The organism is Candidatus Chryseobacterium colombiense (assembly GCA_029203185.1).
Taxonomy (GTDB): Bacteria; Bacteroidota; Bacteroidia; order Flavobacteriales; family Weeksellaceae; genus Chryseobacterium; species Chryseobacterium colombiense.
The window spans coordinates 3,955,953-3,981,351 of the sequence record CP119310.1 but is presented as its reverse complement, the minus strand read 5'-3'; the positions used below and the strand labels follow the sequence as shown (position 1 = coordinate 3,981,351).

General features: G+C 36.0%; 23 protein-coding genes. 10 read left to right on the top strand and 13 right to left on the bottom strand.

Features of this window, described 5'->3' with window-relative positions:
* Positions 1–43: 43 nt before the first annotated feature.
* The 10 genes from P0Y62_18175 to tssO (P0Y62_18130) form a co-directional block, all read right to left on the bottom strand.
* Complete coding sequence (locus P0Y62_18175) at positions 44–898, bottom strand: lytic transglycosylase domain-containing protein (protein ID WEK69729.1); 855 nt, start codon at positions 896–898, stop codon at positions 44–46.
* Between the two features lie 46 nt (positions 899–944).
* Positions 945–3,440: an ATP-dependent Clp protease ATP-binding subunit gene (locus P0Y62_18170; GenBank protein WEK69728.1), complete on the bottom strand. Its 2,496-nt coding sequence runs from the start codon at positions 3,438–3,440 to the stop codon at positions 945–947.
* Between the two features lie 99 nt (positions 3,441–3,539).
* The gene (locus P0Y62_18165; protein ID WEK69727.1) at positions 3,540–4,532 is read right to left on the bottom strand and encodes a DUF2931 family protein; all 993 of its coding nucleotides are present in this window, start codon (positions 4,530–4,532) and stop codon (positions 3,540–3,542) included.
* Between the two features lie 61 nt (positions 4,533–4,593).
* Positions 4,594–6,270, bottom strand: coding sequence for a DUF2235 domain-containing protein (locus P0Y62_18160; protein WEK69726.1), 1,677 nt, complete (start codon positions 6,268–6,270; stop codon positions 4,594–4,596).
* Between the two features lie 2 nt (positions 6,271–6,272).
* Complete coding sequence (locus P0Y62_18155) at positions 6,273–8,207, bottom strand: phage baseplate assembly protein V (protein ID WEK69725.1); 1,935 nt, start codon at positions 8,205–8,207, stop codon at positions 6,273–6,275.
* A gap of 161 nt (positions 8,208–8,368) precedes the next feature.
* Positions 8,369–8,773 carry a type VI secretion system tube protein TssD gene (tssD, locus tag P0Y62_18150; protein WEK69724.1) on the bottom strand — a complete coding sequence of 135 codons (405 nt, stop codon included), beginning with the start codon at positions 8,771–8,773 and terminating at the stop codon, positions 8,369–8,371.
* 222 nt (positions 8,774–8,995) lie between these two features.
* Positions 8,996–11,395 carry a type VI secretion system protein TssR gene (tssR, locus tag P0Y62_18145; protein WEK69723.1) on the bottom strand — a complete coding sequence of 800 codons (2,400 nt, stop codon included), beginning with the start codon at positions 11,393–11,395 and terminating at the stop codon, positions 8,996–8,998.
* A gap of 52 nt (positions 11,396–11,447) precedes the next feature.
* Positions 11,448–12,356: a PKD domain-containing protein gene (locus tag P0Y62_18140; protein ID WEK69722.1), complete on the bottom strand. Its 909-nt coding sequence runs from the start codon at positions 12,354–12,356 to the stop codon at positions 11,448–11,450.
* Between the two features lie 55 nt (positions 12,357–12,411).
* Positions 12,412–12,942: a type VI secretion system TssO gene (gene tssO, locus P0Y62_18135; GenBank protein ID WEK69721.1), complete on the bottom strand. Its 531-nt coding sequence runs from the start codon at positions 12,940–12,942 to the stop codon at positions 12,412–12,414.
* Positions 12,943–12,952: 10 nt separating this feature from the next.
* A complete protein-coding gene (tssO, locus tag P0Y62_18130) occupies positions 12,953–13,489 on the bottom strand; it encodes a type VI secretion system TssO (GenBank protein WEK69720.1) in 537 nt (178 codons plus the stop codon).
* Between the two features lie 170 nt (positions 13,490–13,659).
* Here tssO (P0Y62_18130) and P0Y62_18125 point away from each other — a divergent pair, with 170 nt between their 5' ends.
* The 8 genes from P0Y62_18125 to P0Y62_18090 all read left to right on the top strand — a co-directional run bounded on the left by P0Y62_18125 (position 13,660) and on the right by P0Y62_18090 (position 20,571).
* A complete protein-coding gene (locus P0Y62_18125) occupies positions 13,660–14,331 on the top strand; it encodes a response regulator transcription factor (protein ID WEK69719.1) in 672 nt (223 codons plus the stop codon).
* Between the two features lie 138 nt (positions 14,332–14,469).
* Complete coding sequence (locus P0Y62_18120) at positions 14,470–14,760, top strand: integration host factor subunit beta (protein WEK69718.1); 291 nt, start codon at positions 14,470–14,472, stop codon at positions 14,758–14,760.
* A gap of 368 nt (positions 14,761–15,128) precedes the next feature.
* The gene (locus P0Y62_18115; GenBank protein ID WEK69717.1) at positions 15,129–16,688 is read left to right on the top strand and encodes a ribonuclease E/G; all 1,560 of its coding nucleotides are present in this window, start codon (positions 15,129–15,131) and stop codon (positions 16,686–16,688) included.
* Between the two features lie 66 nt (positions 16,689–16,754).
* On the top strand, positions 16,755–17,225 hold the full coding sequence (locus P0Y62_18110) for an OsmC family protein (protein ID WEK69716.1): 471 nt from the start codon (positions 16,755–16,757) through the stop codon (positions 17,223–17,225).
* An 83-nt stretch (positions 17,226–17,308) separates the two neighbouring features.
* Positions 17,309–17,935: a CoA pyrophosphatase gene (locus tag P0Y62_18105; GenBank protein ID WEK69715.1), complete on the top strand. Its 627-nt coding sequence runs from the start codon at positions 17,309–17,311 to the stop codon at positions 17,933–17,935.
* 27 nt (positions 17,936–17,962) lie between these two features.
* Positions 17,963–18,769 carry a lysophospholipid acyltransferase family protein gene (locus tag P0Y62_18100; protein WEK69714.1) on the top strand — a complete coding sequence of 269 codons (807 nt, stop codon included), beginning with the start codon at positions 17,963–17,965 and terminating at the stop codon, positions 18,767–18,769.
* Positions 18,770–18,789: 20 nt separating this feature from the next.
* The gene (locus tag P0Y62_18095; protein WEK69713.1) at positions 18,790–19,227 is read left to right on the top strand and encodes a hypothetical protein; all 438 of its coding nucleotides are present in this window, start codon (positions 18,790–18,792) and stop codon (positions 19,225–19,227) included.
* Between the two features lie 6 nt (positions 19,228–19,233).
* Positions 19,234–20,571: a Mur ligase family protein gene (locus P0Y62_18090; protein ID WEK69712.1), complete on the top strand. Its 1,338-nt coding sequence runs from the start codon at positions 19,234–19,236 to the stop codon at positions 20,569–20,571.
* Between the two features lie 42 nt (positions 20,572–20,613).
* Here P0Y62_18090 and P0Y62_18085 read toward each other — a convergent pair whose 3' ends face one another.
* From P0Y62_18085 to P0Y62_18075, 3 genes are all read right to left on the bottom strand, one after another.
* Complete coding sequence (locus P0Y62_18085; GenBank protein ID WEK69711.1) at positions 20,614–21,669, bottom strand: nitronate monooxygenase; 1,056 nt, start codon at positions 21,667–21,669, stop codon at positions 20,614–20,616.
* A gap of 89 nt (positions 21,670–21,758) precedes the next feature.
* Complete coding sequence (locus P0Y62_18080; protein WEK69710.1) at positions 21,759–22,634, bottom strand: aldo/keto reductase; 876 nt, start codon at positions 22,632–22,634, stop codon at positions 21,759–21,761.
* A gap of 108 nt (positions 22,635–22,742) precedes the next feature.
* The gene (locus tag P0Y62_18075; GenBank protein ID WEK69709.1) at positions 22,743–23,660 is read right to left on the bottom strand and encodes a LysR family transcriptional regulator; all 918 of its coding nucleotides are present in this window, start codon (positions 23,658–23,660) and stop codon (positions 22,743–22,745) included.
* Between the two features lie 226 nt (positions 23,661–23,886).
* On the opposite strand from P0Y62_18075, the gene P0Y62_18070 reads away from it, so the two are divergent.
* Together P0Y62_18070 and P0Y62_18065 are read left to right on the top strand one after the other, a co-directional pair.
* A complete protein-coding gene (locus tag P0Y62_18070; GenBank protein ID WEK69708.1) occupies positions 23,887–24,501 on the top strand; it encodes an NAD(P)H-dependent oxidoreductase in 615 nt (204 codons plus the stop codon).
* Between the two features lie 11 nt (positions 24,502–24,512).
* A complete protein-coding gene (locus P0Y62_18065; GenBank protein ID WEK69707.1) occupies positions 24,513–25,397 on the top strand; it encodes an NAD-dependent epimerase/dehydratase family protein in 885 nt (294 codons plus the stop codon).
* Positions 25,398–25,399 lie beyond the last annotated feature (2 nt).

The following is a 25,399-nucleotide window of genomic DNA, read 5'->3' as shown; positions in this document are numbered from 1 at the left end:
AAACATAAACAATATAAAATACTGAATAACAGTTAAATTGAGTTTATTTAACTTCTTTGATAGATCTGGATAATATCTTGTTTTTTCGCAAAAGGAAATCAGGCATAAGATCCATAGGAAGATACAAAGTACTTTCCCCTTTGCTTTGAAGTTCTTCTACAATCCCGGGATTCCAGGCAAGTATTTTATTGACGTCTATTTTAAGTTCGTCTGCAATAATATTCAAATTAAATCCGGCATTAATTTCGGTTTCAGATAAAGACCCCATATCTTTACCACTCCCTCCATTTACAAAGAAAACTGTATTGAGACGTGCATTATTATAATCCGTCAATACACTTTGCAATTCATCGGTAGCATAACAGGCATTCAGATATTTGTTAACATGATTGATGGTTTCATTAGGGAGAAATTTATAAAAAACATGATATTGACTGGATCCCGCCGCCGACATCGCTTTTGCAATATTTCCTTCTCCGCAGTTATAGGCTGCAACTACCGTTACCCAATTGTTATATTTCTTATAAAGTTTTGACAGGGAAATTACAGCCGTTTTCGTACTCTTATAGATATCATTCCGGTTTTGCTCAGAAAGCCCGTACTGATTGGCGTGAGCGGTCATAAACTGCCAAACTCCGACTGCTCCGGCTCCCGAAGTGATAGTCCTGTTAAAATGTGATTCTATCAGCGCAAGGTTTCTTAAGTGTTTGGGTAATCCTTTCTGTGCCAGAGAGTTTTCGATAAAATCAACAATCTCTTTATTGGCATTAATAATGTTTTTATATCTCTTCACACTATTTTCTGAGGTATCTGAAGCAGAAAGGAACTGTCCGTTCACAACACAGACAGAACCTAAAAGCAGTAAACCCGCAAAAATATTTTTAAAATTCATTTTCATTGCTAACAAATTAACCTTAAAATCTAAAATGTAGTATTCCAGGATATTATTCTACCTTCCAGCTCAATTTTTCCTCTTCCTTATTCCAGTCGACATGAATGGTCTGCCCGGTTTTCACCTCTTCTTTTACGATCATTTTGGAAATTGGTCTTGCCAACTGAGATCGGATCACTCCGGAGATCTGTCTTGCTCCATATTTACTGCTGAATCCTCCTAAAGCCAGATTTTTAACGGCTTCATCAGAAATTTTCAATGTTATTCCCAATCTCGTTAATGAAGTATGAAGTGATTTTAGCTGAATCGTAAAGATTCTCTCGGCAATAGACTCTGTAATCGGTGCAAAAGGAATAATTTCGGTAATTCTAGCCAAAAACTCAGGTCTGAAACGCCCTGAACCGGACATAATCTGCATGAGTGAATTGGATTCCGGTATTTTTCCTTCTTCAAACTGTTTTACAATTTCCTCACTTCCGATATTAGAAGTAAATAAAATTAAAGCATTGCTGAAATCTCCTTCTTTTCCAAGCTTATCATGCACTTTCCCTTCGTCCATAATCTGTAAGAATACATCAAAAACGGAATGATGTGCTTTTTCAATTTCATCAAACAAAACTACCGTATAAGGTTGTTGTCTGATTTTATTCACCAACATTCCCCCTTCTTCGTATCCCACATATCCCGGAGGTGCACCATATAAAAGTGCAGCTGAGTGTTCTTCTTTAAATTCGGACATATCGAAACGAACCATTGCTTTTTCATCATTGAAAAGTAATTCCGCCATAGATTTTGCCAACTCTGTTTTTCCCGTTCCCGTAGGTCCTAACAGGAAGAATGAACCGATGGGCTGTCCTGGTTTATTTAATCCGCTTCGGTTTTCAACAATTGCATCCGATAGAATTTTTAAAGCATGATCCTGCCCTACAACGCGGTTCATCAAAAGAGATTCCATATTTAAAAGTTTCTCTTTTTCCTGTGCCTGAATTTTCCCAATCGGGATATTGGTTTTGGCGGCCATTACTGCTGCTAATTCAAGACGGTCTACTTTTTCTCTTTTTACTGACGCGTGCTGTAAAAGTTCTGCGAATGTATCTTCTATGATTTTTTGGATTTGCTCGACTGGCATCGAGTTGTCAATTTGAGGCTGCTCACTCAAAGAGCCCCAAAGAATCGGACTGATTTTATCTCTTAATAAATTATACGTCCAGATCAATTCATCTGCTTTATCTTTCTCATCAAAAAATTCTTCCTGCAGGATTTCATCGTATCTTACTTTCCAGCTTTCCAGTTCTTTTTCTGAAAGTTCATCAAGCATTTTGATCGCCGCCATGGTTCTGTCCAGCAAATCGATTGCCGCATCCGGTAATTTTTTCCCTTTTGCATATCTTTTTGCCAAACGGACACATTCCGGAAGTGCTGTTTTTTCAACTTCAATTCCGTGGTGTTTTTTATAACCGTCTAAAAGAACATCGATCATTTTAACACAAGTCTTTTCGTCTGGCTCATTTACAGTAAGTACTTCGAAACGGCGGTTGAAAGCCTGTTCCGGTTCAATAATTTTTCTGTATTCTTCCTGAGTGGTTGCTCCGATTACGGTAATTTCGCCTCTTGCAAGTTCCGGCTTCAGTAAATTTGCAACGTTTCCAATGCTTCCTTTCGGGTCCAAAAGGGTATGAATCTCATCAATGAAAAGAATGGCTTTCTCAATTTTTTTACATTCATTGATTACTTTTTTAAGGCGATCTTCAATCTCTCCTTTATAAGATGTTCCGGCTAATAGTGCTCCAGTATCCAGCTCCAGAAGAGTTCCATTTTTTAGCATATCAGGAACGTTCCCTTTGGTAATTTCGATAGCAAAACCTTCTACTAAAGCTGTTTTTCCAACTCCCGGCTCTCCGATAATAATAACGTTCGGCTTACTTCTCCTGCACAGAATCTCGACCAGCATCCTAAGCTCTTTATCTCTTCCGATAATATTTTCCAGTTCACCTTTTCTCGCCTGAGCCGTTCTGTCGACACAGTAGCTCTTAATAGACGGAAAGGAATTATCAGAATACTCTGATCCGTTTGAAAAAATAGAGGAAAAATTGCCATTTTCCGAACTTTCATAGGGGGTATCTTTTCTATAAAGATTGAATATTTCGTGTTCTCTGAGGGGTAAAGATTTAAGCTGCTGTAAAGTAAATGCAACCTGTGGTTTTACGATAGCGGTGAGAATACATATTGGGGTAATTTCGTCTAACCCTAATTTCAAACGGATATCATCGGCTTCTTCCACAATATTGTCCACCGATTCGTCCTCACCAACCTCATCAGGAAGGTGCGTCGTTTTAGGATAATCTTCAATTCTTACATCAGCCCACTCATAGAAATACCCAGGATCTTTATCTATACTTTTCAAAAATTCATTAAGCCCAATATCTTTATGCATTAAAGCCTGTAAAATATGCGGTGCTCCGTAAGTTCCGTTATAATTTTCTCTCGCTATAGACTGTGCAATGTGAAACAGCTGTTTTACCGTTTCATTGGTTACTAATACTCCCATTTATATTCTTTTCTATATTAATATTTGTGTTTGTGATTGGTTGGTTTCTGACATCAAAAATCAGGCAAATTTTCTTTTTCTAATAAATCTTTCTGTCATTTATTTATATGAGTCTTTAAAATTTAGATCACTTTTATAAACGCGCAGGCTATCTGCTTTAAAAGGTTCGTTATTAAGCAATAATTCAAAACTACTGTTATCCGGCGCTATTTTAAATTCTAATTTTTGTTGTCCTCCTGATTTCTTAAATGCTTCATTGGCAGTCTGCCAATTGAAGAAAGCGCGCCCTTCAAAAGCTTCTCCTTTTCCAGTTTCCCAATGTATTGTCATTTCTTTTGGAACCGCTCGGTCTTTTAACGGAACATTGTCAATCCAGGGTCTCAATACAGCCTCCACTTCTCCATTGAAATAAATGATGTTCATTTCAAATCTTTTCAGGTTTTTATTTTCAGATAAAATCGCAGGCTTCCAGCTGTATTTGATTCTGTAATCTTCCCACTCTTTCGGAGAAACATCCCGAAATCTATTTTTTTTCATTTCTTCACGGGTGACAGATAATTTAGAGAAAAACTTCTTTTCAAGCTCTTTGTCATCTTTAACAATTTCAGCCTGAAATCTTCCCAATTCGATCTGTATACTTCTGAATCTCAACCAGACCACTACCATTCCTTTCGGTGCAAAACCAAAAACTAATGTGGAAAAACTATTGTAAGGATTTTCCGCTTCACTGAATTTTTCTCCTCTTCCCAGGTCTTTGTATTCCTCTAAAGGTTTATCATAGAGAAAGGCCTCTTTCTGAGCATAGGCCCGCTTCATATAATCTTTTACTTTATCCAGCGGAAAATCTGCTTTTAGGTGATAAAAAGTATCTTCATATCTTGAAAAATAGGTAATGTCCGCACCAATCGGTGTTCCATATTGCTCTGTCCAGCCTTTACCCGATGCTCCCCAAGTTCCTGATGAACTTCCGTAAGGTAAAGCTGCATTCACTCCTTCTAAAGTGATAATTTTATCTTCAACAGGAGTAACAATCAAATTATTGTCGGGACTACTGATTTCTACCTGAAATTCTGGTAATTGTTCTTCTTTCATTTTCTGACAGCTTATATTCTGGAAAAAGAGTATTAAAAAAAATAATATTTTAAAAAAGGTTTTAGCCATTTTGTATGTTTCTTTTGCGGTATTGTGCAGCCAGTGCCCCTCTTTTTTTGGGAGCATTATCATTCGGGCGTGCATCCAGACCGATTTGGTTAGCTTTTACAGACCAGTGAAGATACTTATTTCTGAGAATTTTCAGGTCACTTTCACTGATATTCCCCAAATAAGACAGTGCTTTTATATCTGCTATATATTTTGATGCCGAAGGCTTTTTACCTGCGTTATAATCCTCCACATATTTATTTCTGAGATCATTGCAACTGTTCATATAAGATGAGAGCTGACTGTATATCCCTTTCAGGAATGCATCATTTACAGCATGGTCTTCCTTAATGAGATCCTCAATGTATTTCACTTTATTATTTTGGGAATAGTGGAACATTAAGTTTAACGGAATCTTATCATATTTGTTTGATAAAGTTCGGGTTCCCACAAGGCCATAATACAGTGAGGTTTTATTCCACCAGCGGTCGTATTTGACATCTTTTTGTCTGAAATATTTAATTTCAAGCTGTTTATCATCGTACCAACCTTCGTCTATGACTATTTTTTTAAATTCCTCACATTCTCTATGGGTATTTACATTATCATAAGGATCGTAGGAATCACAATACAACACGGAAATTTCCTCCCCTTCGCCATAAGAGCCACCAATATCAGAGTGAACCCCCGGAAGTGTAAATTCCAATCCGTAAAGTCCTGTACTGTCAATATTAGTGAGGTCAAAATTATCTCTATATTCATCATCTGCCGCCAATTGAAAAACAAAACTCACTTTGCCGCCGCCAATTGTATCCAGCCCCAACTGTTTAGTATCATTATCAATTCCCCAACCTCCTCTGTGATTCAGTCCGTAGGAAGCAACTGTATCATATAATCCTGCGAACCTGAAATTTATTTTATTAATTTTAAGTCCCTGTTCTAAAAGACAGGCTCCAAAATAGCCGTATTGGCTGATGAACTTCTGTTGGCTACCATCCTTATCTTTAATAATGATTCTGTCATTATTAATCATATCCGGCGGAAAAACCTGAATAAGTTCTTTGGTAACATATGACATAAGAGCATTGGAATTAGCAACATGAATGAAATGCCTCGCCGCTGCTGCACCTCTGCTAAAGCCAAAAACATTGACTGTAAGAATACCAATAGGTTTTTTATCACCTTTAAGTTTATCAACAATAGCTTCGGCACCTTTTTTACAGCCTTTTGCCACTTTAGCTACGACTCCGGTATCACCGGTTCCCTGAGCTACTCCTTTTAGAATGCTATCACTTTTCCTGTCTTCTGTTCCGATACCTTCGATATACCAGGAAACCTGATTATCAGCATTGGGATCTATTGTATCATAGCCTTTTGCTACGTTTGTAAATTCGTTGTTGTAACTGTCGTCTTTATCACTGCTTGCCTCCTTAAAATCTCCGCCAAGTCTTGTATTGGTTTTATTGTTTTGAGTCCCGTCAAAAAATAAATTTAAGCTGATATCAATCGTATTGACCGGTTTATCGTTAGGATTGATTTTTTGCGCTTCATTATAGCTTACTCCTGACTCTTGTCCTTTTTGCTGAACTGATATGGCACTAGTATGTACAATACCTTCTTTGGCAAAAGTTTTATAATCTCCTTCTGTCTGAGTGACAACTTTTCCTTCTATAAAATACTCGATGCTCATGATTAGTGATTTTTAGATTTCTCTCCACTATTATTCTGAACTTCTTTTTCAGCATGATGTTCAACCTTTCCCTGGCTGCTTACTTCCACACCTTTAAGGCTGGTTAATTTATGTTCTTTCTCTCCATAGACTTCCATATCGCCTTTTACGTAATGGCTCATTTTTCCGACAACATTAGTCATGAAATCTGCGCCTGTTGTTACATATTTCATGGAGCCCACACTTTCGGTATGATTCATCATGATCGTGTCCGATTTATTCATTCCGACACTGGTAGTCATATTTTCCCCAACATTGATATTCATATTTCTGCAGTTCAATGTCATGGTTTCAGGAGCCGTAATGGTAATATTGCTTCCTGTAGTATCCAAATGAATTTCATTTCCTGATTTATCGGTAATGATGATACTTTCATCTTCCGTGAATATCACTTTATGACCGCTTCTGGTCTGAATTGATTTCACCCTATTGTCTGCTCCTCCTCCAAGACCAATCTGACCATGAAACATGCCTCCCATTACAAAAGGTCTGTCAGGATGATTGTGAACAAAATTGACCATCACCTGATCTCCGACTTCAGGAATTGCCACATATCCCCGGTTTTGAGTAATCTGATCAGTTCCTCCTGCATCCGGACTCATCATTCTGATAAAGTGGGTAGTATCATTGGTTTGCCAGTCAAATCTCACCTGAACTCTTCCCTGTCCTTCGGGATCCGCATTTGAAATCACCGTTGCAGTCTGAGGTTCTGCTTTTGGAACCATAAACTCCGGTTTCGGCAAAAAGCCAGTATCCGAGGCAATTCCTACAAAACTCCCTGTATAATGGCCGATCGTATCAATCTCATGAACTGTTTCGGTGACCATTATTTTGGTAAAGTAAGCCGTTTCATTAGTATCAGGCTTTCTCATTTGGATGTCTGCAATACATCCAGGATGAAGAAAAGGTACTGTAGTGGAACCTGATACGGAAAATACATTAACGGCCTCACTTCCCGAAGTACTTCTCTGGGAATGTTCTACATCAAGATGAGTGGTAGCTTTAATGGGAGCTATCTGTAATGAAGGTGTTTTATAAATATTGTTATTATGCCCGTATGCGGTTTTTGCAAGATCACTTGTATGGGTAATCGGCGTTGCGCCCGAAGTAAGTTTTTCGTGACGGCTGCTGTTATAGCCATAGAATTCAGGTTTGGTATGAACTGCTTTTAATTCTACTTTAATCTGATCTGCATTGCTACCGTACAAAAGTTTTATTGGCTTATTTTGGGGCGGAAGTTTTCCGAAATGAAGGACTTCTCCATCATAATAGAACTGTTCTCCATAGGCTTCCGCCATTCTCGCCAGATAATTGTAATGCGTTTCATTATACTGGCTGCTGTAGATAATCTGTGAATAGTCATTGGTATCAATTCTTACATCGAACCGACTCTTATCAAGGCCTTGTTTAATTACATTATCCGCAATGATCCCCATATTGACTGGCTGATTTCCTCCAAAACTTTGAATATGAGGAGCGCCATCAAGTAAAATAGTCGGACTATGACCTGTTAAAACGATATTTCCCAAGCTCATCTTTTCCTGACTGAACCTAACTCCTGTAATAACTCCTACAAAAGTCCTTTCAGGGCTGTTTTCAATATCTTTATATGAAATGACGGCTGTGAGACGTTTTCCCAAAAGTTTGTTGGCGTCTTCCAAAGCATGGGACTGACGGTTGCCAAAAGTATCGTGCGCCAGCGTAAGAGCAAATTCATGATGTCGAACTGCACTCTGGGTTAACTTAAAATATTTATAATATTTAATGACCTGACCTTCAATAACCAGGGATAATTTCACCAAACGGTTGATCCCCGAATGATGATTACCCGATACTCCATCCGCATTTTGAGTAGGACGGAAATACGCTTCTTGCGTATTTTCAGATGTAGTTGACATAATTTTGTGATTGTGGTAAGTTAAAGATAAAAAAAATATCCAAACTAAAATTTCTATTAAAGCATTTTGAGTATTAAAAAACTTTAACAAAGATTGTTTCAGGCAAAAAAGACCGTCTTTATGGGGACAGTCTTTATTTTACGAATGCTGATTCTATACACTTAAGCTGATGGCCAAAGTCCTTCATAAGCAGAATTACCATAGTTAATTTTCTCTGCGCTTACTACGAAACTGATATACATAGAATTTTCATCTACTGCATCAAAGTCTACTTCATGCTGAATTACATATCCGTTTTCCCAGTTCAAAGTAATCAATGTTCCTTCTTCGTGAGACTTGTTGAATGTAATTTCTCCACTGGTTGGTTTGTATTTCCCGTTCAGTAAGCTCTCCAGAATATCAGATTTTTCTGTAGCTTCTACGGTAAGTTTAATGATTGCGTTAGAAGGATCTGAAGCTACTCTTCCCGATACATCTGTTGATCTGGATACGCTGTAGTTCAACTTTAATAATTTTTGTCCTTCTCCTCCGTTGAATTTTAAAATTCCTCTTGAATTTAGTGCCATGATAATAAATTTTAATCGTTAATAATATTTTATAACTCAGTGATTGTAAAACAAATATAAAACGGCATTTTCTATCCTAAAAATTTTTATCTCATTTTTTTATTTTTTGTAGTAGTTCTACTATTTTGAGTCGTAATTCTACGATATGTTTTTATTTCCAGATAATTTAAACACAAAAAAAGACCGCCTAACAGCAGTCTTTTTTATTATATTCTATTTTTTTTAATGTTTAGTATATTCTGGTGCCTCTACCGGAAGCATGGTTGGCATAAAGTATTCATTAAGCCAGTAGAAAGTCTGTCCGTTCTGCTGAATTTTCACCGCCGGATTATTTCTGTAAGTCAGCATTCTTTCAGCTAAATCTTTATAATATTTAAAATAGGTTCTTACCGATTCGCTGATGATGATTTTAGATTTTTTCCAGGCTTTTAAATTATATTTAGACATCAATTCTTCTTCTGAGTTATCAAAACCTGTACTTACACCTACTGCATACGACATCGGCTTTTCATAAAGCTCTGATTTATCCAAAAACTTAATGGTAGGATTATATTTTTTCAAGAGCTTGATATATTCATTGACTGCTTTTGACTGGTTAAAGTCTGTTCTTTCCGCATTGGTCTTCTGATAGACTTCTGTATAAAAAGCTTTTAAATTATCATATTCTGCCTCGGAAATCAAAATTCCTTTTTCCATTACCTGCTTAACTTCTTTTAATTCTGAAGGAATATATCCTTTCACTAAAAACGGATTTCCATAGTTAACCAATTGTGCTGCAATACCTGCAGACACCGGATTCGTCAATCCCGGATACAGATATTTGTATTTTACATCTACATCTGTCCTTCCGGCTCCTACAGATGAATGAAAGTGATCATTCAGTGATTTGTCTATGGTTTCATTATCTAAAGTCACCTGAGCAATCAGACTGTCTACTGCTTTTTTTAAGAATCCCGGAGTCGCAATATCTCCCTTTTTAGGAAAAATTACAAATCCCTGAGACATACTTTGTTTTGGATAATCTAATGAGAAGAAACCAGCTTCACTTTCTACCAGGCTGAAGTTATTTTTAGTCAGTACATCGCTCTGATTAATAATATTTTGCTTTTTAAGTTCCGCAATGTTTTTTGCCGTATTGGTGACTATATTTTCAGACATTAATACAAAATCATTATAAGTATCTGAAGACCTTGCGCTGGTCTGGAACATAATCAGTCTTGCCTGTGCCTGAGTAATAGAATTGATGACTCCATACATATTTCCTCCCTGATTGGATGAAGTTCCAATGGTAATGATGATATTAGTTTCATCAGGACGATCTGCAAGAAGACGACCTGCAGCCATTAATCCTTCATTTACCGGCTGATAACTGCTTGTACTTGGGCAATTCATTTCATTAGTTTTTTGATCGATAAATGTCGTTATCTTACTGTAATCATTGCTTAAGTTTGAGGCAGCAACATTATCACCACAAGAATTATTTTTGTATAAAACAGCACCATACTTCACAGAATTGAAGTAAGAAGGTTTTTCAAATCTAAGCTGTAAATCCTGTAATAAAGATTTTACAATAGGCGTATAAGGAGCATTGGCAGCACTTATATCCAGCGCAAAAACAATATTTATTCTCTTATTTCTTTCAGTAATTTCTCTGTAACGATCAAAAATTATACGCTCTCCTAATACATTGAAAACGTAGTTTTTACTGTAATCTAAAATATTAGTGAAATATTTTGTTTTGGAATCTGGAGTCGGAGCGGTGTCTAAAGGAAGATTAACCGGGAAAATATTTTCCAAAGGAGTTCTTTTATTTACATCCGTAAGCAAAATCGCTGTTCTGTTCTCTACGTTGGATCCTCCGGGAGATCCTTCGTGAATTCCTAAAGTTGTTTCTGTAATTCCTGTAGGGTTTTTCATTTTAAGAGCCGATCTTTCTCCCCAGGCTGAAATCACATTGGAACTTACCCATCCGTACAATCCTTGGTTGATACTATCGATGTCAATAGAAGGTTTTTTTCCTACTAAAAATCTTTTATTATTTTCTGCCTGCTTATAAACATACACCATTTGCCCGTTCGGAATTTTCACATTCGCCTGCTCAATCAAGCTGGGTGAGTTGAAAACCATAATGGAGTCATTTTTATAATATCTTTCGGCACTTCTTATCACGTCACTATTGCTCGGAACCACGGCAACCCTAACAGGATAACCTGTTTTTTCGCTTTTTAAGGAATTGCTCCATAATAACAATTCAGATTCCGGGATCCAGCCGTATGTTTTGATTGATTTTGACGAAACTTTTTTCATTAAAGCATCCGGAACATATTCAGCTACCTTTACCATTCCATCTCTATGTTTCAAAACCATAAGAGGTTCTAAAAACTTAACTTCTTTATATGATTTTTCATCACTTTTATCTAAGTAGGCTGTATTTCTTGACCTGTCGGAAATCACGATCCACGGAGCTGATCTTTTAGGAAATCCGTTTACGACTGGAGAATTGTCTATCTGACCATAATGTTCCGGTTCCGGTGTTTTTTTTGAAGGTAATTTTACCTGACAACTTGTAAGCAATACTGAAATACCTATATAATATGCTGCTAGAGGAAATTTATTTTTCATCCTAATTTTCTTTTATGATTGGTGTGTGTTGTTCGTAGAAATGAACGATTATTTATTTACTTTGGGTAATATCAACTTTGGTTACACAAGATTGTGCATCATCAAAATTTACCTTTACAGTCTGTATTACATTATTTTTATCAAACTGAAGACCTGCACAGTACATATAAAAATTATTCACCTTGCTGTCATTCACTTTCACTACTGTATTTTCGTTATTACAAAGATATTTTTTTAATAAGTAGTTATAATGCATATTAAAGCTGTTTCCGTTAGCGATCTGTTGCAGATGGTACTTAAAGTCATTATCCATTTTGGCATACATATCTTCAACCGTTACATCTTCCTGCAAAGCATCATAACCAGGTAGAATTTTGATATGATGAAGGATCGGTTCTATATTCTCATCCGTAAATAAGGTCACTACATAATCTCCCGGTTTTTTATAGGAATAGGTCGCAAATTTTTCTTTGGAATCTATGTTGCCTGTTTCTCCGAATTTCCATGTAAATTGTTTCGCATCAGAAATTGCACGAAACTGTACGTTCTCAAACACCATTGCCTGAGACTGGGCATCAATCGTTGTACTGATTTTTGCAGTGTCTTTGGGTTTGGCAACTTCCCTGGAGCGCACCATTACAGGGAATGATTTTGAGTATTTATTATCAATAATCAAAGTGACCTGATAATAGCCCGGTTTGTTGTAAAAGTGGATCCCGCTATTTTTATCTGAAGTAGCCCCGTCGCCAAAACTCCATCTTTTGGTTTTAGCAAACTGAGTTTTATCTTCAAATAGAAGAGTATCTCCTACCATTAGTGTAGACGGATATACCAGTCCTACTATATCATCATTGGAATGGATCACTTTTTTCTGCAGCCATAGAGCAACCAAAGCGGCTATAAGTAAGGTCGCAATAACCCCAATGATAATATTCTTCTTGTTCTTTTCAAAGTAATTCATATTCTAATATTGTGATGTGTTTTTGGTTTTGTGTGGTGGTGTGGTTAGCGAATTTCTACTGCGTCCTCGCTTTTAGTTCATTGTTTCGCTGAAACAGCTGGCTTTTCTTTTCTTTAAACCCGATAGAACAGTCTTCAAACTGTTTTTTGAATTTCTCAATATCTTCAGTTACCGTGGCAATCGTTTTTTTATCATCAAAATACATTTTATAAAAAAGAGCGATTTGCGGATAGGCATCTTTTCTTATATCCAGAATTTTGGTATCACCACTTTCATAATAATTGGTAAGATCATTGATTCCGTATATGATACTGTTTTCTACAAAAGCCTGCGGTCTTTCGTTCGTAAGACGGTTAATCTGGCTGTAAGTACTGTCCATTATTTTGAAGCTGTATTTCTGCTTCTGGTCAAATTTTGCCTTTTCATCAAGATTTTGAAGCGAAATAACATCTTCATCTGAAAAAGGAGATTGAAAATCTTTTAAAAAGATAACCCCTAAAAATATAAGTGCTGCCAAAAGCATCAGTATGAGATAAAGGAACTGATACTGTTTTTCTGTTTTAGATAATGTAATATGTCCTTGCATAGCTCTTATTTTATCTTCGCCTTCTACTTCCTGTAAACTTTCTGGTAGGGTCTATTCTCAGCTCATTGTTTGCTCTTCCTACTTTTCCCAGACATTCTTCAATATCTCTGCGGGCCATCTCTTTCTGATGCTCTACCATGATAATCTGATTTTTCAGATCAATCATACTTCCGATTTGTTTCATAAGAATGGCATAATGCTTAAAATTGTCTGCACTGTCCTTTCCCATGATATTTCTGGCATCTCTTACGTTTTCTAATATAGAATTCCTAAGAAATATATCGTTGTCCACCTTGTTAATATCAAGCTGGTCCATTTTATAATAGATATCGTCTACATTGGCTTTTAATGCGTCGCTTCGTTCAAGCAATTTACGGTAGGCATCAACTTCTTCGCTAATTCCTTCCTGCTGCTGATTATAACTTTTAAAAAAGAAGAAGACAGACATAAAGGAAATGCCTGATAAGACAAGAAAAGATAGAACAAATTTCCAAATGCCTATCCTGACGTCTGATTGGTTTAATTTTTTCTCCCTATTCGAAGACATATTTTGTGATTTGTTTGGACGGTGAAATTATTAAAAAAAATAAAAATACACAAAATTTATTCCCATAATCACTCATTAGAGAATATTAATTTTCCGTTTCATTAGAATTTTATAAATTAGACCCACTTAAATTTTAAATATCTACACCAAATCGATATTAAAATATTAAAATGAACCAAATCTTAAATAAAAGAGTTCGCTTCTCAATAGCAGACAGTGATTTTTATTTTAAAAAAATAATGATCAAGACGCTTTTGGAAACGCCTTTCAACATGCTTATCAATGATTGTAACAATGGTCATGAGCTTATCAACAGAACGTATAGGCGGCAGGAAGACGTTTTCATTATAGAGCTGTTCATGCCCGTACTCAGCGGAATTGAAGCCATAAAATTTATCCGGAGAACAAATAATGAAACTCCTATTATTACGTATTCCGGAACGTATCAGGAAGATATTGCCGAAATCCTTTCAAAGATTCCCAATATATATTACTGCCAGAAAAACAGCAATATCATCAAAAATATTGTGAAAGGAAAAATTGCCGATAATAATTTTGATTATGAATCTTATTATCAGGAATGGCAAAAACAGCCTCTTATGGTACAGGAATATATGAACCGGCAAAAGAAAAGTCAGGAAGAACTTTCTCCCACAGAAATTCAGCTTATGAAGTTCTGCTACGAGGGATTCAGCAATAAGGAAATTGGCGAAAAACTCAATCTCAGTACCAGAACGATTGATACCTATATCAACCGTCTTACGGAAAAGCTGGGACTAAAAACGAAGCTTCATCTGATCAGGTTTTGTGTGGAAAACGGGTACTACAATTCGAGTACATAAAGATATCTTAATATATTAGTAACATAAAATAAACATACCCGTTCAATCAATTATCTAAAAATATTTTACCACTAATTTGCTAGTATTCAATTTTTTTAACTAAATTTGCACACCTAAAATTTAAAATTTAAAAAGGAAATGACAAAGGCAGAATTGGTAAACACCATCTCAAATAAATTGGGAACAGAAAAGAATGAAACACAGAAAGTTGTAGAAGCTTTTATGCAGGAGATTAGAACTTCTATGTACAATGGGGATAATGTTTATCTAAGAGGTTTTGGTTCTTTCATTATTAAAACAAGAGCTGCTAAAACGGGTAGAAACATTTCTAAAAATACTGCAATTGAAATCCCGGCTCATAACATTCCTGCTTTCAAACCTTCAAAATCTTTTGTTGAGAAAGTAAAAACCAAAGTTGCAGTAAAATAAAATTTAACGGAATATTAACTAGTTACTAAAAAATTAAAATTATGCCAAGCGGAAAGAAAAGAAAAAGACACAAGGTTGCAACTCACAAAAGAAAGAAAAGAAGAAGAGCAAACAGACATAAGAAAAAATAATCTCTTTTTCTTGAGATTCACAATATAATAATATAGTTGGTGTTTTTAATATTTTAATATTCACCGACTATATTTTGTTTTGAACCCTATAAGATTTCTGAGGATTTTATATATGACTTAATTTATTTTTCAAAATAGAATAATATTGACAACAAATTCATATATTTAAAATATTATTTTAATTTGATAACAAAAACACATATCCTTAGTACATCTTAACAATTTTATCTTAACAAAATGAAGAAAGAACTAATAGTTTCGCATGAAGATGATCTTACAAAGATTGCACTGCTGGAAGACGGAAGACTATGTGAACTTCATGAGCAAGAGGACAAAAGTGATTTTATAGTTGGAGATTTATTTATAGGAAAAGTAAAAAAGCTGGCTCCAAATCTTAATGCAGCATTCGTAAATATCGGATACGAAAAAGACGCTTTTCTGCACTATCAAGATTTAGGACCACAATACCTTACCTACAGAAAGTTTTTAAGAGACAGTATTTCTAAAAAACAAAACTCTTCAAGCTTAAAAAATTTCGAGATACAACCCGAAATTGACAAAAACGGAACGGTAGACAAAGTAATCGCCAAAGATGATGTTGTTCTGCTTCAGATTACCAAAGAGCCCATCTCAACAAAAGGACCCAGAATTTCTACTCAGATTTCCCTGACAGGTCGTTTTTTGGTACTCATTCCTTTCGATAACAAAGTTTCTATTTCCAAAAAAGTAAAAAGTTCTGAGGAAAAAGAAAGATTAAGAACGCTTATTGAAAGTATAAAACCCGAAGGCTTCGGTGTTATCATAAGAACAGTAGCCGAGGGAAAAAAAGTAGCAGACCTACACAATGATATGAATCAGCTGATTCAGAAATGGGAAAGCACTTTCAAAAATATTCAGAAAAATAAAGTTCCGTCAAGAGTTTTAAGCGAAGATGATAAAGCTTCAGCGATATTAAGAGACAATTTCAATCAGGATTTCGTAAGCATCATTTGTGATGATGAACAGATGGTAAGCGAAATGAAGAATTACCTTGAAGTAATCGCTCCTGAAAGAAAAAACATTGTCCAGTTTCACGATTCTCACATTCCTCTTCTCGAATATTACAATGTTGAAAAACAACTGAAACAGAGTTTCGGAAAACATGTTAATATTCCAAGTTCTAAAGGAGCTTATCTCGTTATAGAACATACCGAAGCATTACACGTAGTCGATGTAAACTCAGGAAACAACATTACAACAGGAGCCGCTGTCAATAAGGAACATGCCCTGAATGTAAACAAAATGGCTGCCACAGAAATCGCAAGACAGCTTCGTCTGCGCGATATGGGCGGAATCATCGTGATCGACTTCATCGACATGACCAATCCTGAGCACAGAAAAGATCTGTACGAACATCTTAAGGAGGAAATGAAGCGTGACAAAGCACGTCACAAAATTCTTCCCCCAAGTAAATTCGGTCTGATACAAATTACCCGACAAAGAAACCGTCCGGAAAAACAGATCGAAACCAAAGAAGAAAACCCTAACAAAGACGGAGAAATCATTGCTCCGATCGTGATTGTAGAAAGAATGGGTGAAGCTCTGAAATCCATCATGCAAAAGGAAAAAGGAAAAATATTCCTTCACGTACATCCTTTTGTGGAAGCTTATCTTACGAAAGGCATCATGAGCATTCAGATGAAATGGTTTTTAAAATATAAAAAGAAAGTAACCATCATCCCAAGAGATTCTTTTAAATATTTAGAATACAGAATTTACAATTCGAAAAAAGAAGAATTGATCGGATATTCTAATTAATACAAAATTCAAAACCTCCAGTTTTTCTGGAGGTTTTTTTATTAATAATTTTATCAAAATAAAAAAATGAAACGCCACCATTACAAAACCACCATCGAATGGACAGGAAATAAAGGCTTTGGGACCAGCAATTATCGTGATTACGAAAGGAGTCATACCATTTCTGCAGAAAACAAGCCTGTAATTGAAGGCTCTTCAGATCCTGCATTTCGTGGAGATAAAACCAAATACAATCCTGAGGAAATGCTGTTGTCTTCCTTATCTTCATGTCATATGCTTTGGTATCTTCATTTCTGTTCCGAAGCGGGTATTATCGTTACCGATTATATTGACCATGCTACAGGAAGTATGGAAGAAACAGCAACAGGAAGCGGTCACTTTACAGAAGTTGTTTTAAACCCGACCGTCACCATTACAGATGAAACCCAAATTGAAAAAGCTGAAGAACTTCATACAAAAGCTAACGAATTCTGTTTCATTGCCAATTCGGTCAATTTCCCGGTAAATCACAATCCAAAAATTTTAATTAAGAAATAAAAACACCAATACAAAACACATCATTGAGGTTAATTAATGTTAAGCCTCTTCTTTTCTTCAAGATATATTCCTAAATTTGAAGTATGAGCTTTGGAAAAGATTTATTACGAAAAATAAAGAGTGTAACCTTACCGGGAGAGCATGCGCATGGAGTTTTCTCTCCGCCCTACCGCCCTGTTTTCACGTATGAAGAAGTTTTATCCAAAAACCCCAAGTTTGCGGCAGTTAATATCGTTTTGTATTTAAAAAACAACGAATGGTATTTTCCACTTATTCAAAGAACGATTAACGAACACGACAGACATAGCGGACAAATTTCTTTACCTGGAGGAAAGCGTGAAGAAATGGATCAGGATTTTTCTGAAACCGCGGTAAGAGAAACATCGGAGGAAATAGGAATTGAAAAAAATTATCTAAGAATCATCCGGGAAATGTCTCCTATTTATATTCCACCAAGTAATTTTTATGTATATCCATATATTTCATACACCAAGAAAGACCCGGATTTTATTTTACAGCAAACTGAAGCTGTAGAAGTTATCGAATTTCCGATTGTTTCTTTTTTGAACCTGCCGGATCAGCCGGAAATTATGGCTTTACCCAGTGCAGGAGGACATGAAGTGCCGGTCATTAATTTCAACGGATATATCATCTGGGGCGCAACAGCAATGATCTTAAGTGAATTCAGCCAGTTGCTGAAAAAAATGTAACTTTGCAATACCGTGTTTAATTGAAAAATGGCGAAGAAAAACATTTTCACCGATGCATTCGGTACACCTTATTTTTTAAAAAGGTTAATCATATTTATTCTGGGATTTGTTTCCTATAGAAGGTTCAACGGTTTTAATAAATTAAAAATAACAGGTACTGAACACCTTGTTGATCTTCCAGATTCAAATGTATTGTTTGTGTCCAATCACCAAACTTATTTTGCTGATGTAGCAGCAATGTACCACGCTTTCTGTGCGGTAAACAACGGATATTTAAATACTATTAAAAATCCTATCTACCTGCTTAATCCTAAAATCGATTTCTACTATGTAGCTGCCGAAGAAACCATGAATAAAGGAATTCTTCCTAAAATCTTTAAAATCGCAGGTGCGGTTACCGTAAAGAGAACATGGAGAGCAGAAGGTAAAAATGTCAACAGATTAGTAGATATGAGTGAAATTGACAATATCATGAAAGCTCTTGACAACGGATGGGTAGCAACTTTTCCTCAAGGTACTACTTCTGCATTTGCACAGGGAAGAAAAGGTACGGCTAAATTGATCAAAAACCAGCGTCCTATTGTAATTCCAATCAAAATAAACGGATTCAGACGTGCTTTTGATAAAAAAGGACTAAGAGTAAAAGTAACGGGTGTAAAACCTACCATGGAATTTAAAGCACCACTGGATATAGATTATGATAACGAAAATGCACAGGAGATTTTAGTGAAGATCATGACTGCTATTGAACAGACAGAAGATTTTAATGTGCTGCATACTTATGATCAGGAGCTTAAAGCCAAAAAACTGGAACAAAAAAATTCTACTAATTAAAATAATTAAAACAAGTTAATATGAGCAGAATAATAGCCATCATATTTACCATGATAATTATGGTTTCCTGCAACAGTCAGAAAGTATATTCAGACTTTGATATCAGTTATTCAAAAAGCGGAGGTATCGCTCCCGTTTATGAAAATCTTCTGATTAAAGGAAATAATGTACATTACTCATTTGAAGGACAGGGAAAAAAGTACAGTCAGAACTTTGCCCTTACCAATGAAGATTTAAAAAAACTGGATAATACCCTTTCTCAAAATAATTTCAGAAGAATACAGGAAGATCATAAAAAAATTTATGATGGGATAGCCACTTCTATTAACATCAAGAAAGGAGCCAATGAAGGCAGTAAAACAGATGCAAGCTCCATCATGCCCAATTTCAAAACGAACTGGGCAAACATCACTGCTGCTTTTCAGGAAATCATTAATAATAATGTAAAAAAACAGTAAATACAATTGAAAACCCACTTCATAGCAATCGGAGGAAGCGCGATGCACAATCTTGCCATTGCATTAAAAGATAAAGGATACCAGGTAACAGGTTCGGATGATGCCATTTTCGAACCTTCAAAATCAAGACTGGAGAAAAAAGGAATTTTACCCGCAGAAATGGGCTGGTTTCCTGAAAAAATCACTTCCGATATTGATGCTGTAATTCTTGGAATGCATGCGCATCAGGACAATCCTGAATTGGCAAAAGCAAAAGAACTGGGCTTAAAAATTTATTCATATCCTGAATTTCTTTACGAACAGTCAAAAAATAAAACCAGAGTCGTTATTGCGGGTTCACATGGAAAAACTACCATCACTTCAATGATCCTCCATGTTTTAAACTTTCACCAGAAAGACGTGGATTTCATGGTAGGAGCTCAGCTGGAAGGTTTCGATTGTATGGTGAAACTTACTCAGGACAACGATTTTATGGTATTGGAAGGTGATGAATATCTTTCCTCTCCTATTGATCTGCGTTCGAAATTCTTATTATATCAACCGAATATTGCTTTACTGAGTGGAATTGCATGGGATCACATTAATGTTTTCAAAACATTTGATGATTATATTGAGCAGTTCAGAAAATTCGTGGCAAGCATTACTCCCGGAGGAATTTTGGTGTATAACGAAGAAGATCCCGAAGTGGTAAAAGTGGTGGAAAATGCTGAAAATTATTTCAGAAAAATCCCTTACAGAACTCCCGAATATGAGATCAGCAATGGAAAAGTTTACCTGAAAACTGAAATGGGAGATGTTCCTCTTTCTGTTTTTGGAGCGCATAATTTACTGAACCTTGAAGGAGCAAGACATATCTGCCAGACTTTAGGCATTATGGATGAAGATTTTTATGAAGCCATTATGAGCTTCAAAGGAGCTTCAAAACGTCTGGAGAAGGTAGAAAGAGAAGATAAAGGAACACTTTATAAAGATTTTGCTCATGCTCCAAGTAAAGTAAAAGCAGCTGTAAAAGCTTTCTGTGAACAATTTAAAAATGAGAAAAAATACGGTTTCCTTGAGCTTCATACGTATTCAAGCCTGAATCCTGCATTTTTAGAGCAATATGATCACGCCATGGATGGCTTGGATAACGCAGTCGTATTCTATTCTGAAGATGCTTTAAAGATTAAAAGAATGGAACCTATTTCCCCGGAATTAATTAAAGAAAAGTTTAAAAACGAAAATCTGAAAGTTTTCACCAATGCTGAAGAACTTCACGCTTATTGGGAAACCCTCGACAAAACTCAGGGAGTTTACCTGATGATGAGTTCGGGTAACTTCGGAGGACTTGATTTGACGAAATAATAAAAAAATCCTTTCATTTTCGATGAAAGGATTTTTTTATCATTATTCACAACTGAGAATAAGGTTTTTCAGTATTTCTTCTGTTGAACTTTTGCTGTACTGATGAATGGATTGTCCCAACCAAAGATTCACAAAATCAGTATTTTTCTTATTTCTAGCTGCTTTTCGTAAAACTCCCGTCAGTTTATTCTGATAAGGATACGGCAAAATATAGTCAGAGTCTTCAAGTGTTTCGATAAATGTATTTTTAATTCCTCTTGCAAAACGTCCCGAAAAGCTTTTCGTCAAGACAACATCTTCCTCACGAACCTTTTCCAATCTTTCTTTTTCAAAATCCAGTAAAGCACTTTCCTGAGAAGCCAGTAAAATACTTCCTACCTGAAAACCTTCTGCTCCCAGGTTTTCTGCTGCCATTATCGTTCTCGCATTGTAAATTCCCCCTGCATAGATCAAAGGGACACTCACTGAATCGTATACCTGCGATAGCAAAGAAAAACCTCCGATCTGCGGAATATTCTCCACCTCAAAGCTTCCTCTGTGACCTCCTGCTTCTATTCCCTGGACACAAATTAGATCAATTCCTGACTTTTCCAATTCTACAGCCTCTTCTACAGAAGTACACGTTCCTATTAAAACCACTCCGTTTTCTTTTAATTTCTGGATACTCTTCTCGTCAATATTTCCGAAAGTAAAACTTACAATCTTACATTGTTCTTCAATAGCAGCATCTATTTGCTCATGATACGTATTGATTTTTATTTCACTCAGATCAGGAAGATGTACTTCAATTTCATTTTTCCCGGCAAAATCCTCAAGAAATTTCTTGGTTTTCCCATATTGATCTTTCAAGGCATCGGTAATCTCAGGAATCTTATGCACAAAAATGTTTACAGCAAAAGGCTGATCAGTCAATGTTTTAGTTTCTCTGATGAATTGAACAGAGCTATCACCGGAAAGATCCGCAATAGCCAGAGAACCTAAACAGGATGCTCTATTTGCAGCTGCCGCCATTTCCGGTGTACTGACTCCAAACATCGGAGCCTGAATAACAGGATATTGTATATTAAGTTTTTCACTGATTTTTCCCGGCCAAAACATAGCATTTGTTTACTTATAACTTAAATAAAGGTAATAAAAAAAGAAGCAATAAAAAATTGCTTCTTGTATGATAAATCTCTGTTTTTAAATTAAATATCCGCGAAAGCATTCAGCATTTTCTTTTCCCAGGCTGGATCTTTCGGATCAAAGAACAGTCTTTTTCCTGTATCTAAAGAACGGACTATATTCATTTCATCTTCCGTCAGTTCAAAATCAAAAACGTTGAAATTTTCCTCAATTCTGGAAGGCGTTACAGATTTTGGGATCACGCAAAAACCTTCCTGCAGATGCCATCTCAAAATTACCTGGGCAACTGTTTTCCCATATTTCTCAGCAATAGCCTTTAGTTCAGAATTATCCAGCAATCCTGCATTTCCGTTTCCAAGCGGACTCCAGGGCTGTGTAACGATATTATTTTCTCTGTTGTACATCTGAAGTTCTTTCTGCTGGAAAAGAGGATGCAGCTCAATCTGATTAATTACCGGAAGAACCGTAGAATTGGCTTTTAATTCCTCTATTTTTTCAACAGGAAAATTACAAACTCCGATCGCCTTTATTTTCCCTTCATGATACAGCTCTTCCATCGCTTTCCATGCTCCTATAAAATCCCCATACGGCCAGTGAATAAGGTACAGATCCAAATACTCCAGCTGCAACCTGTCCAAAGTTCTCTGAAAAGCACCTTTTGCCTTATCATAAGCAATATCCTGAACCCAAAGCTTGGAAGTTACAAACAAATCCTCTCTGTTTATTCCGCTGTTTTTAATTGCGTTTCCAACTGCTGTCTCATTTAGATAAATCGAAGCCGTATCGATCATTCGATATCCCACTTCAATAGCTTTGATCACAGCATTTTCACATTCCTTCAAATCTTCCATCTGCCATACTCCAAAGCCTAAAGCCGGAATATCCACTCCATTATTTAACATAATTACAGGTTGCCCTGTGTATATTTTTTGTGCCATAATTCCTGGTTTATTTTTACAATTAGAATCAAACAAATTTGCGATAAAAATTCAAAACTTTCGCCTACCAATTTTACTTTAATACTATTTACCACGTCAAAATAAATTTTAAACAGCCAGAGCTTCATCCTTACTCATCATTTTTCTGAATAAGCCTTTAATATGGTCAATTTCATCCTGATAATTGGTTTTCTTTCTGCATCCGAAGTACAGCGTATTTTCCAGTTTTTTTTCGCCTTCCCAAATTAATTTTATCTCCTCGTTCTCAAGTTCATTTTTACATAAAAAATTAGGGACAACAGCTAATCCAGTCCCACCTTTCAAACATCTAATGATGGAGTTCAAATTTGGAACAATATAATTCGGCCGGAAATTCGGCTTATGTCCAAAATTCAGGATCCAGAACTGGAAAAGATGTTCCATATCACCGGTTGTTCCGTACCATTTCTCCTGTTTCAGCCATTCTTCAATATACTCCGGACCTTTAGTTCTCACTACTTCATTAAAGCTTTCTGTGTCTATATTTTTTCCACCTACCAAAATAATCTGTTCGGAAGAAAATGCTTCATGCACAATATTAGGAGACGTTCCTCTCTTCGGGGTAATAATCAGGTCTAAAATCCCCTTATCCAACTGCTCCAACATTTCAGGATATTCGCCAAAACTGATGATTAAATTAAAAGGCAATGTAGAAACATATTGCTCCAAAGTCGTCTGAAAAGTCTCAAAACACATGCCTACACTAATGGTCGGAGTATGCTTTTCAGTAGATTTCTGAAAGTTTTTCTCAACATCTTCCAACTTTGTTAAAGGTTCAGAAATCGCATTGAATAAAACTTTTCCTCTTTCTGTAGGAATCATTTTCCGTCCGGTTCTGTCGAATAACTTATATCCTACATACGCTTCCAGAGAGCTTAAATGTAAACTCACTCCGGGTTGCGAAATAAACAGAGAATCTGCAGCGCCCGTCAAAGTTCCGGTTTTATAAATCGCTTTAAAAGTTCGGTACCATTCCAAATTGACCATGACTTTATTTATTAATATTCTGATACAAAATTAATAAATAATCAGATTAATAATATTCAATATGATCGAATCTATCAATTAGAAATTTTGCATTAGCAGAAATAATCGAAATTATTACCATTAACAAACTATCATTTTTATAATAATTAACTATAATTTATATTATTTTTATTATAGAACAGTCCATCCTAACTTTGCATCATAAAATTTAAACAATCATAAAACAATGAAAAAAGTATTAATCATCAACGGTGGACAGAACTTCGGACATTCTGGAGGAAAATATAATCAGACAATCGCAGAAAACACATTGGAAGTGCTCAAAAACTTTGGAAATGTAGAAGTGAAAATTACTAACGTAAGTGCAAATTACGATAAAAATGAAGAGGTAGAGAAATTCGTGTGGGCGGATTATATTATTTATCACACTCCAATCTGGTGGTTTCAGTTGCCAAACGGTTTGAAAAAATATATTGATGAAGTCTTCACAGCTGGTCACGCTAAAGGAATTTACATGAGCGACGGAAGAACTGCCGACAATCCGAAAATCAATTACGGAACAGGCGGAATGCTGAAGGGAAGAAAATACATGCTGACCACAAGCTGGAATGCTCCTGAAACGGCTTTTACACTTCCCGGAGAATTCTTTAACGAAACAAGTGTGGATAATGGACCATTATTTGGATTCCATAGAATGAACGCTTTTGTTTCATTAGAAAAAATGGAAAGCTTCCACTTCCATGATGTGGAAAAAAATGCAAACATCGAACGTGATATGAAGCTTTACAGAGAACACCTTACCGCAGTTTTCGAAAAAGAGTTTACAACCCAATTGGTTTAATCTTTAATCTTATGAAGAAGATACTTATTACAGGGATTACCGGATATATCGGTGGAACTGTAGCCAAAAAATTACTGGATAAAAACTATCAGGTAATTGGATTGATCCGAAACAATGTGCAAGCTAAAGAGCTGGAAGCTGCAGGAATTGAGACGATCGTAGGTAATATTCATGATGAAACTGTTCTCCGGAATGCTATTTCCAATGCAGATGCTGTTATTCATAATGCAGATTCTGCAGATGATGCCTATGTTGCAGACAGTATTGTAAATGCCCTTGAAGGAAGCGGAAAAACATTTATTTTCACTTCAGGATCGGCAATTTTCGGAGGAAAAGAAAATGGAGAAAAAAGCAATTTTATTTTTACAGAAGACATTCCTTTACAGCCGAGACTGGAAATGGCTTCCAGAGTCCTTATTAATCAACATATCCTTCAGGCTGCTAAAAAAAACATAAGAAGCATCGTTATTGTTCCTACGATGGTATATGGAGAAGGCTTAGGAATTAAGAAAAACAGTATACAGCTTCCTGCTCTGATTAATTTTTCCAAGGAAAAAGGATTTGGAGTCTATTTTGGAAAAGGAGAAAATATTTGGTCCAACATTCATATTGAAGATCTTGCTGATTTGTATGTACTTGCACTGGAAAAAGCAAAAGCCGGATCTATATACTATGCTGAAAACGGTTCCTCAACCATCAAAAATCTGGCAGAAAAAATAAGTGAACGATTCAATTTACAGCCCGCACAATCAGTAACCGTTCAGGAAGCGGTCAATACGTTTGGTCCTGCAGGAGGATATTTTGGGTTTGCATCCAATAGTTTATGCAATGCCGATAAAGCAAGAACAGAGCTGAACTGGAAACCTCAACATCATTCAATTGAAAATTTTATTTAATT

Excerpts from the sequence above, each read along its gene's own strand:
- P0Y62_18105 (WEK69715.1), top strand. The coding sequence starts at position 17,309 with ATGAGCTTTGGAAAAGATTTATTACGAAAAATAAAGAGTGTAACCTTA.
- P0Y62_18155 (WEK69725.1), bottom strand. The coding sequence starts at position 8,207 with ATGTCAACTACATCTGAAAATACGCAAGAAGCGTATTTCCGTCCTACT.
- tssD (WEK69724.1), bottom strand. The coding sequence starts at position 8,773 with ATGGCACTAAATTCAAGAGGAATTTTAAAATTCAACGGAGGAGAAGGA.
- P0Y62_18140 (WEK69722.1), bottom strand. The coding sequence starts at position 12,356 with ATGAATTACTTTGAAAAGAACAAGAAGAATATTATCATTGGGGTTATT.
- P0Y62_18085 (WEK69711.1), bottom strand. The coding sequence starts at position 21,669 with ATGTTTTGGCCGGGAAAAATCAGTGAAAAACTTAATATACAATATCCT.
- P0Y62_18165 (WEK69727.1), bottom strand. The coding sequence starts at position 4,532 with ATGAAAGAAGAACAATTACCAGAATTTCAGGTAGAAATCAGTAGTCCC.
- P0Y62_18175 (WEK69729.1), bottom strand. The coding sequence starts at position 898 with ATGAAAATGAATTTTAAAAATATTTTTGCGGGTTTACTGCTTTTAGGT.
- P0Y62_18080 (WEK69710.1), bottom strand. The coding sequence starts at position 22,634 with ATGGCACAAAAAATATACACAGGGCAACCTGTAATTATGTTAAATAAT.
- P0Y62_18065 (WEK69707.1), top strand. The coding sequence starts at position 24,513 with ATGAAGAAGATACTTATTACAGGGATTACCGGATATATCGGTGGAACT.
- P0Y62_18160 (WEK69726.1), bottom strand. The coding sequence starts at position 6,270 with ATGAGCATCGAGTATTTTATAGAAGGAAAAGTTGTCACTCAGACAGAA.
- P0Y62_18110 (WEK69716.1), top strand. The coding sequence starts at position 16,755 with ATGAAACGCCACCATTACAAAACCACCATCGAATGGACAGGAAATAAA.
- tssR (WEK69723.1), bottom strand. The coding sequence starts at position 11,395 with ATGAAAAATAAATTTCCTCTAGCAGCATATTATATAGGTATTTCAGTA.
- tssO (WEK69720.1), bottom strand. The coding sequence starts at position 13,489 with ATGTCTTCGAATAGGGAGAAAAAATTAAACCAATCAGACGTCAGGATA.
- P0Y62_18115 (WEK69717.1), top strand. The coding sequence starts at position 15,129 with ATGAAGAAAGAACTAATAGTTTCGCATGAAGATGATCTTACAAAGATT.
- P0Y62_18120 (WEK69718.1), top strand. The coding sequence starts at position 14,470 with ATGACAAAGGCAGAATTGGTAAACACCATCTCAAATAAATTGGGAACA.
- P0Y62_18075 (WEK69709.1), bottom strand. The coding sequence starts at position 23,660 with ATGGTCAATTTGGAATGGTACCGAACTTTTAAAGCGATTTATAAAACC.
- P0Y62_18070 (WEK69708.1), top strand. The coding sequence starts at position 23,887 with ATGAAAAAAGTATTAATCATCAACGGTGGACAGAACTTCGGACATTCT.
- P0Y62_18100 (WEK69714.1), top strand. The coding sequence starts at position 17,963 with ATGGCGAAGAAAAACATTTTCACCGATGCATTCGGTACACCTTATTTT.
- P0Y62_18125 (WEK69719.1), top strand. The coding sequence starts at position 13,660 with ATGAACCAAATCTTAAATAAAAGAGTTCGCTTCTCAATAGCAGACAGT.
- tssO (WEK69721.1), bottom strand. The coding sequence starts at position 12,942 with ATGCAAGGACATATTACATTATCTAAAACAGAAAAACAGTATCAGTTC.
- P0Y62_18170 (WEK69728.1), bottom strand. The coding sequence starts at position 3,440 with ATGGGAGTATTAGTAACCAATGAAACGGTAAAACAGCTGTTTCACATT.
- P0Y62_18095 (WEK69713.1), top strand. The coding sequence starts at position 18,790 with ATGAGCAGAATAATAGCCATCATATTTACCATGATAATTATGGTTTCC.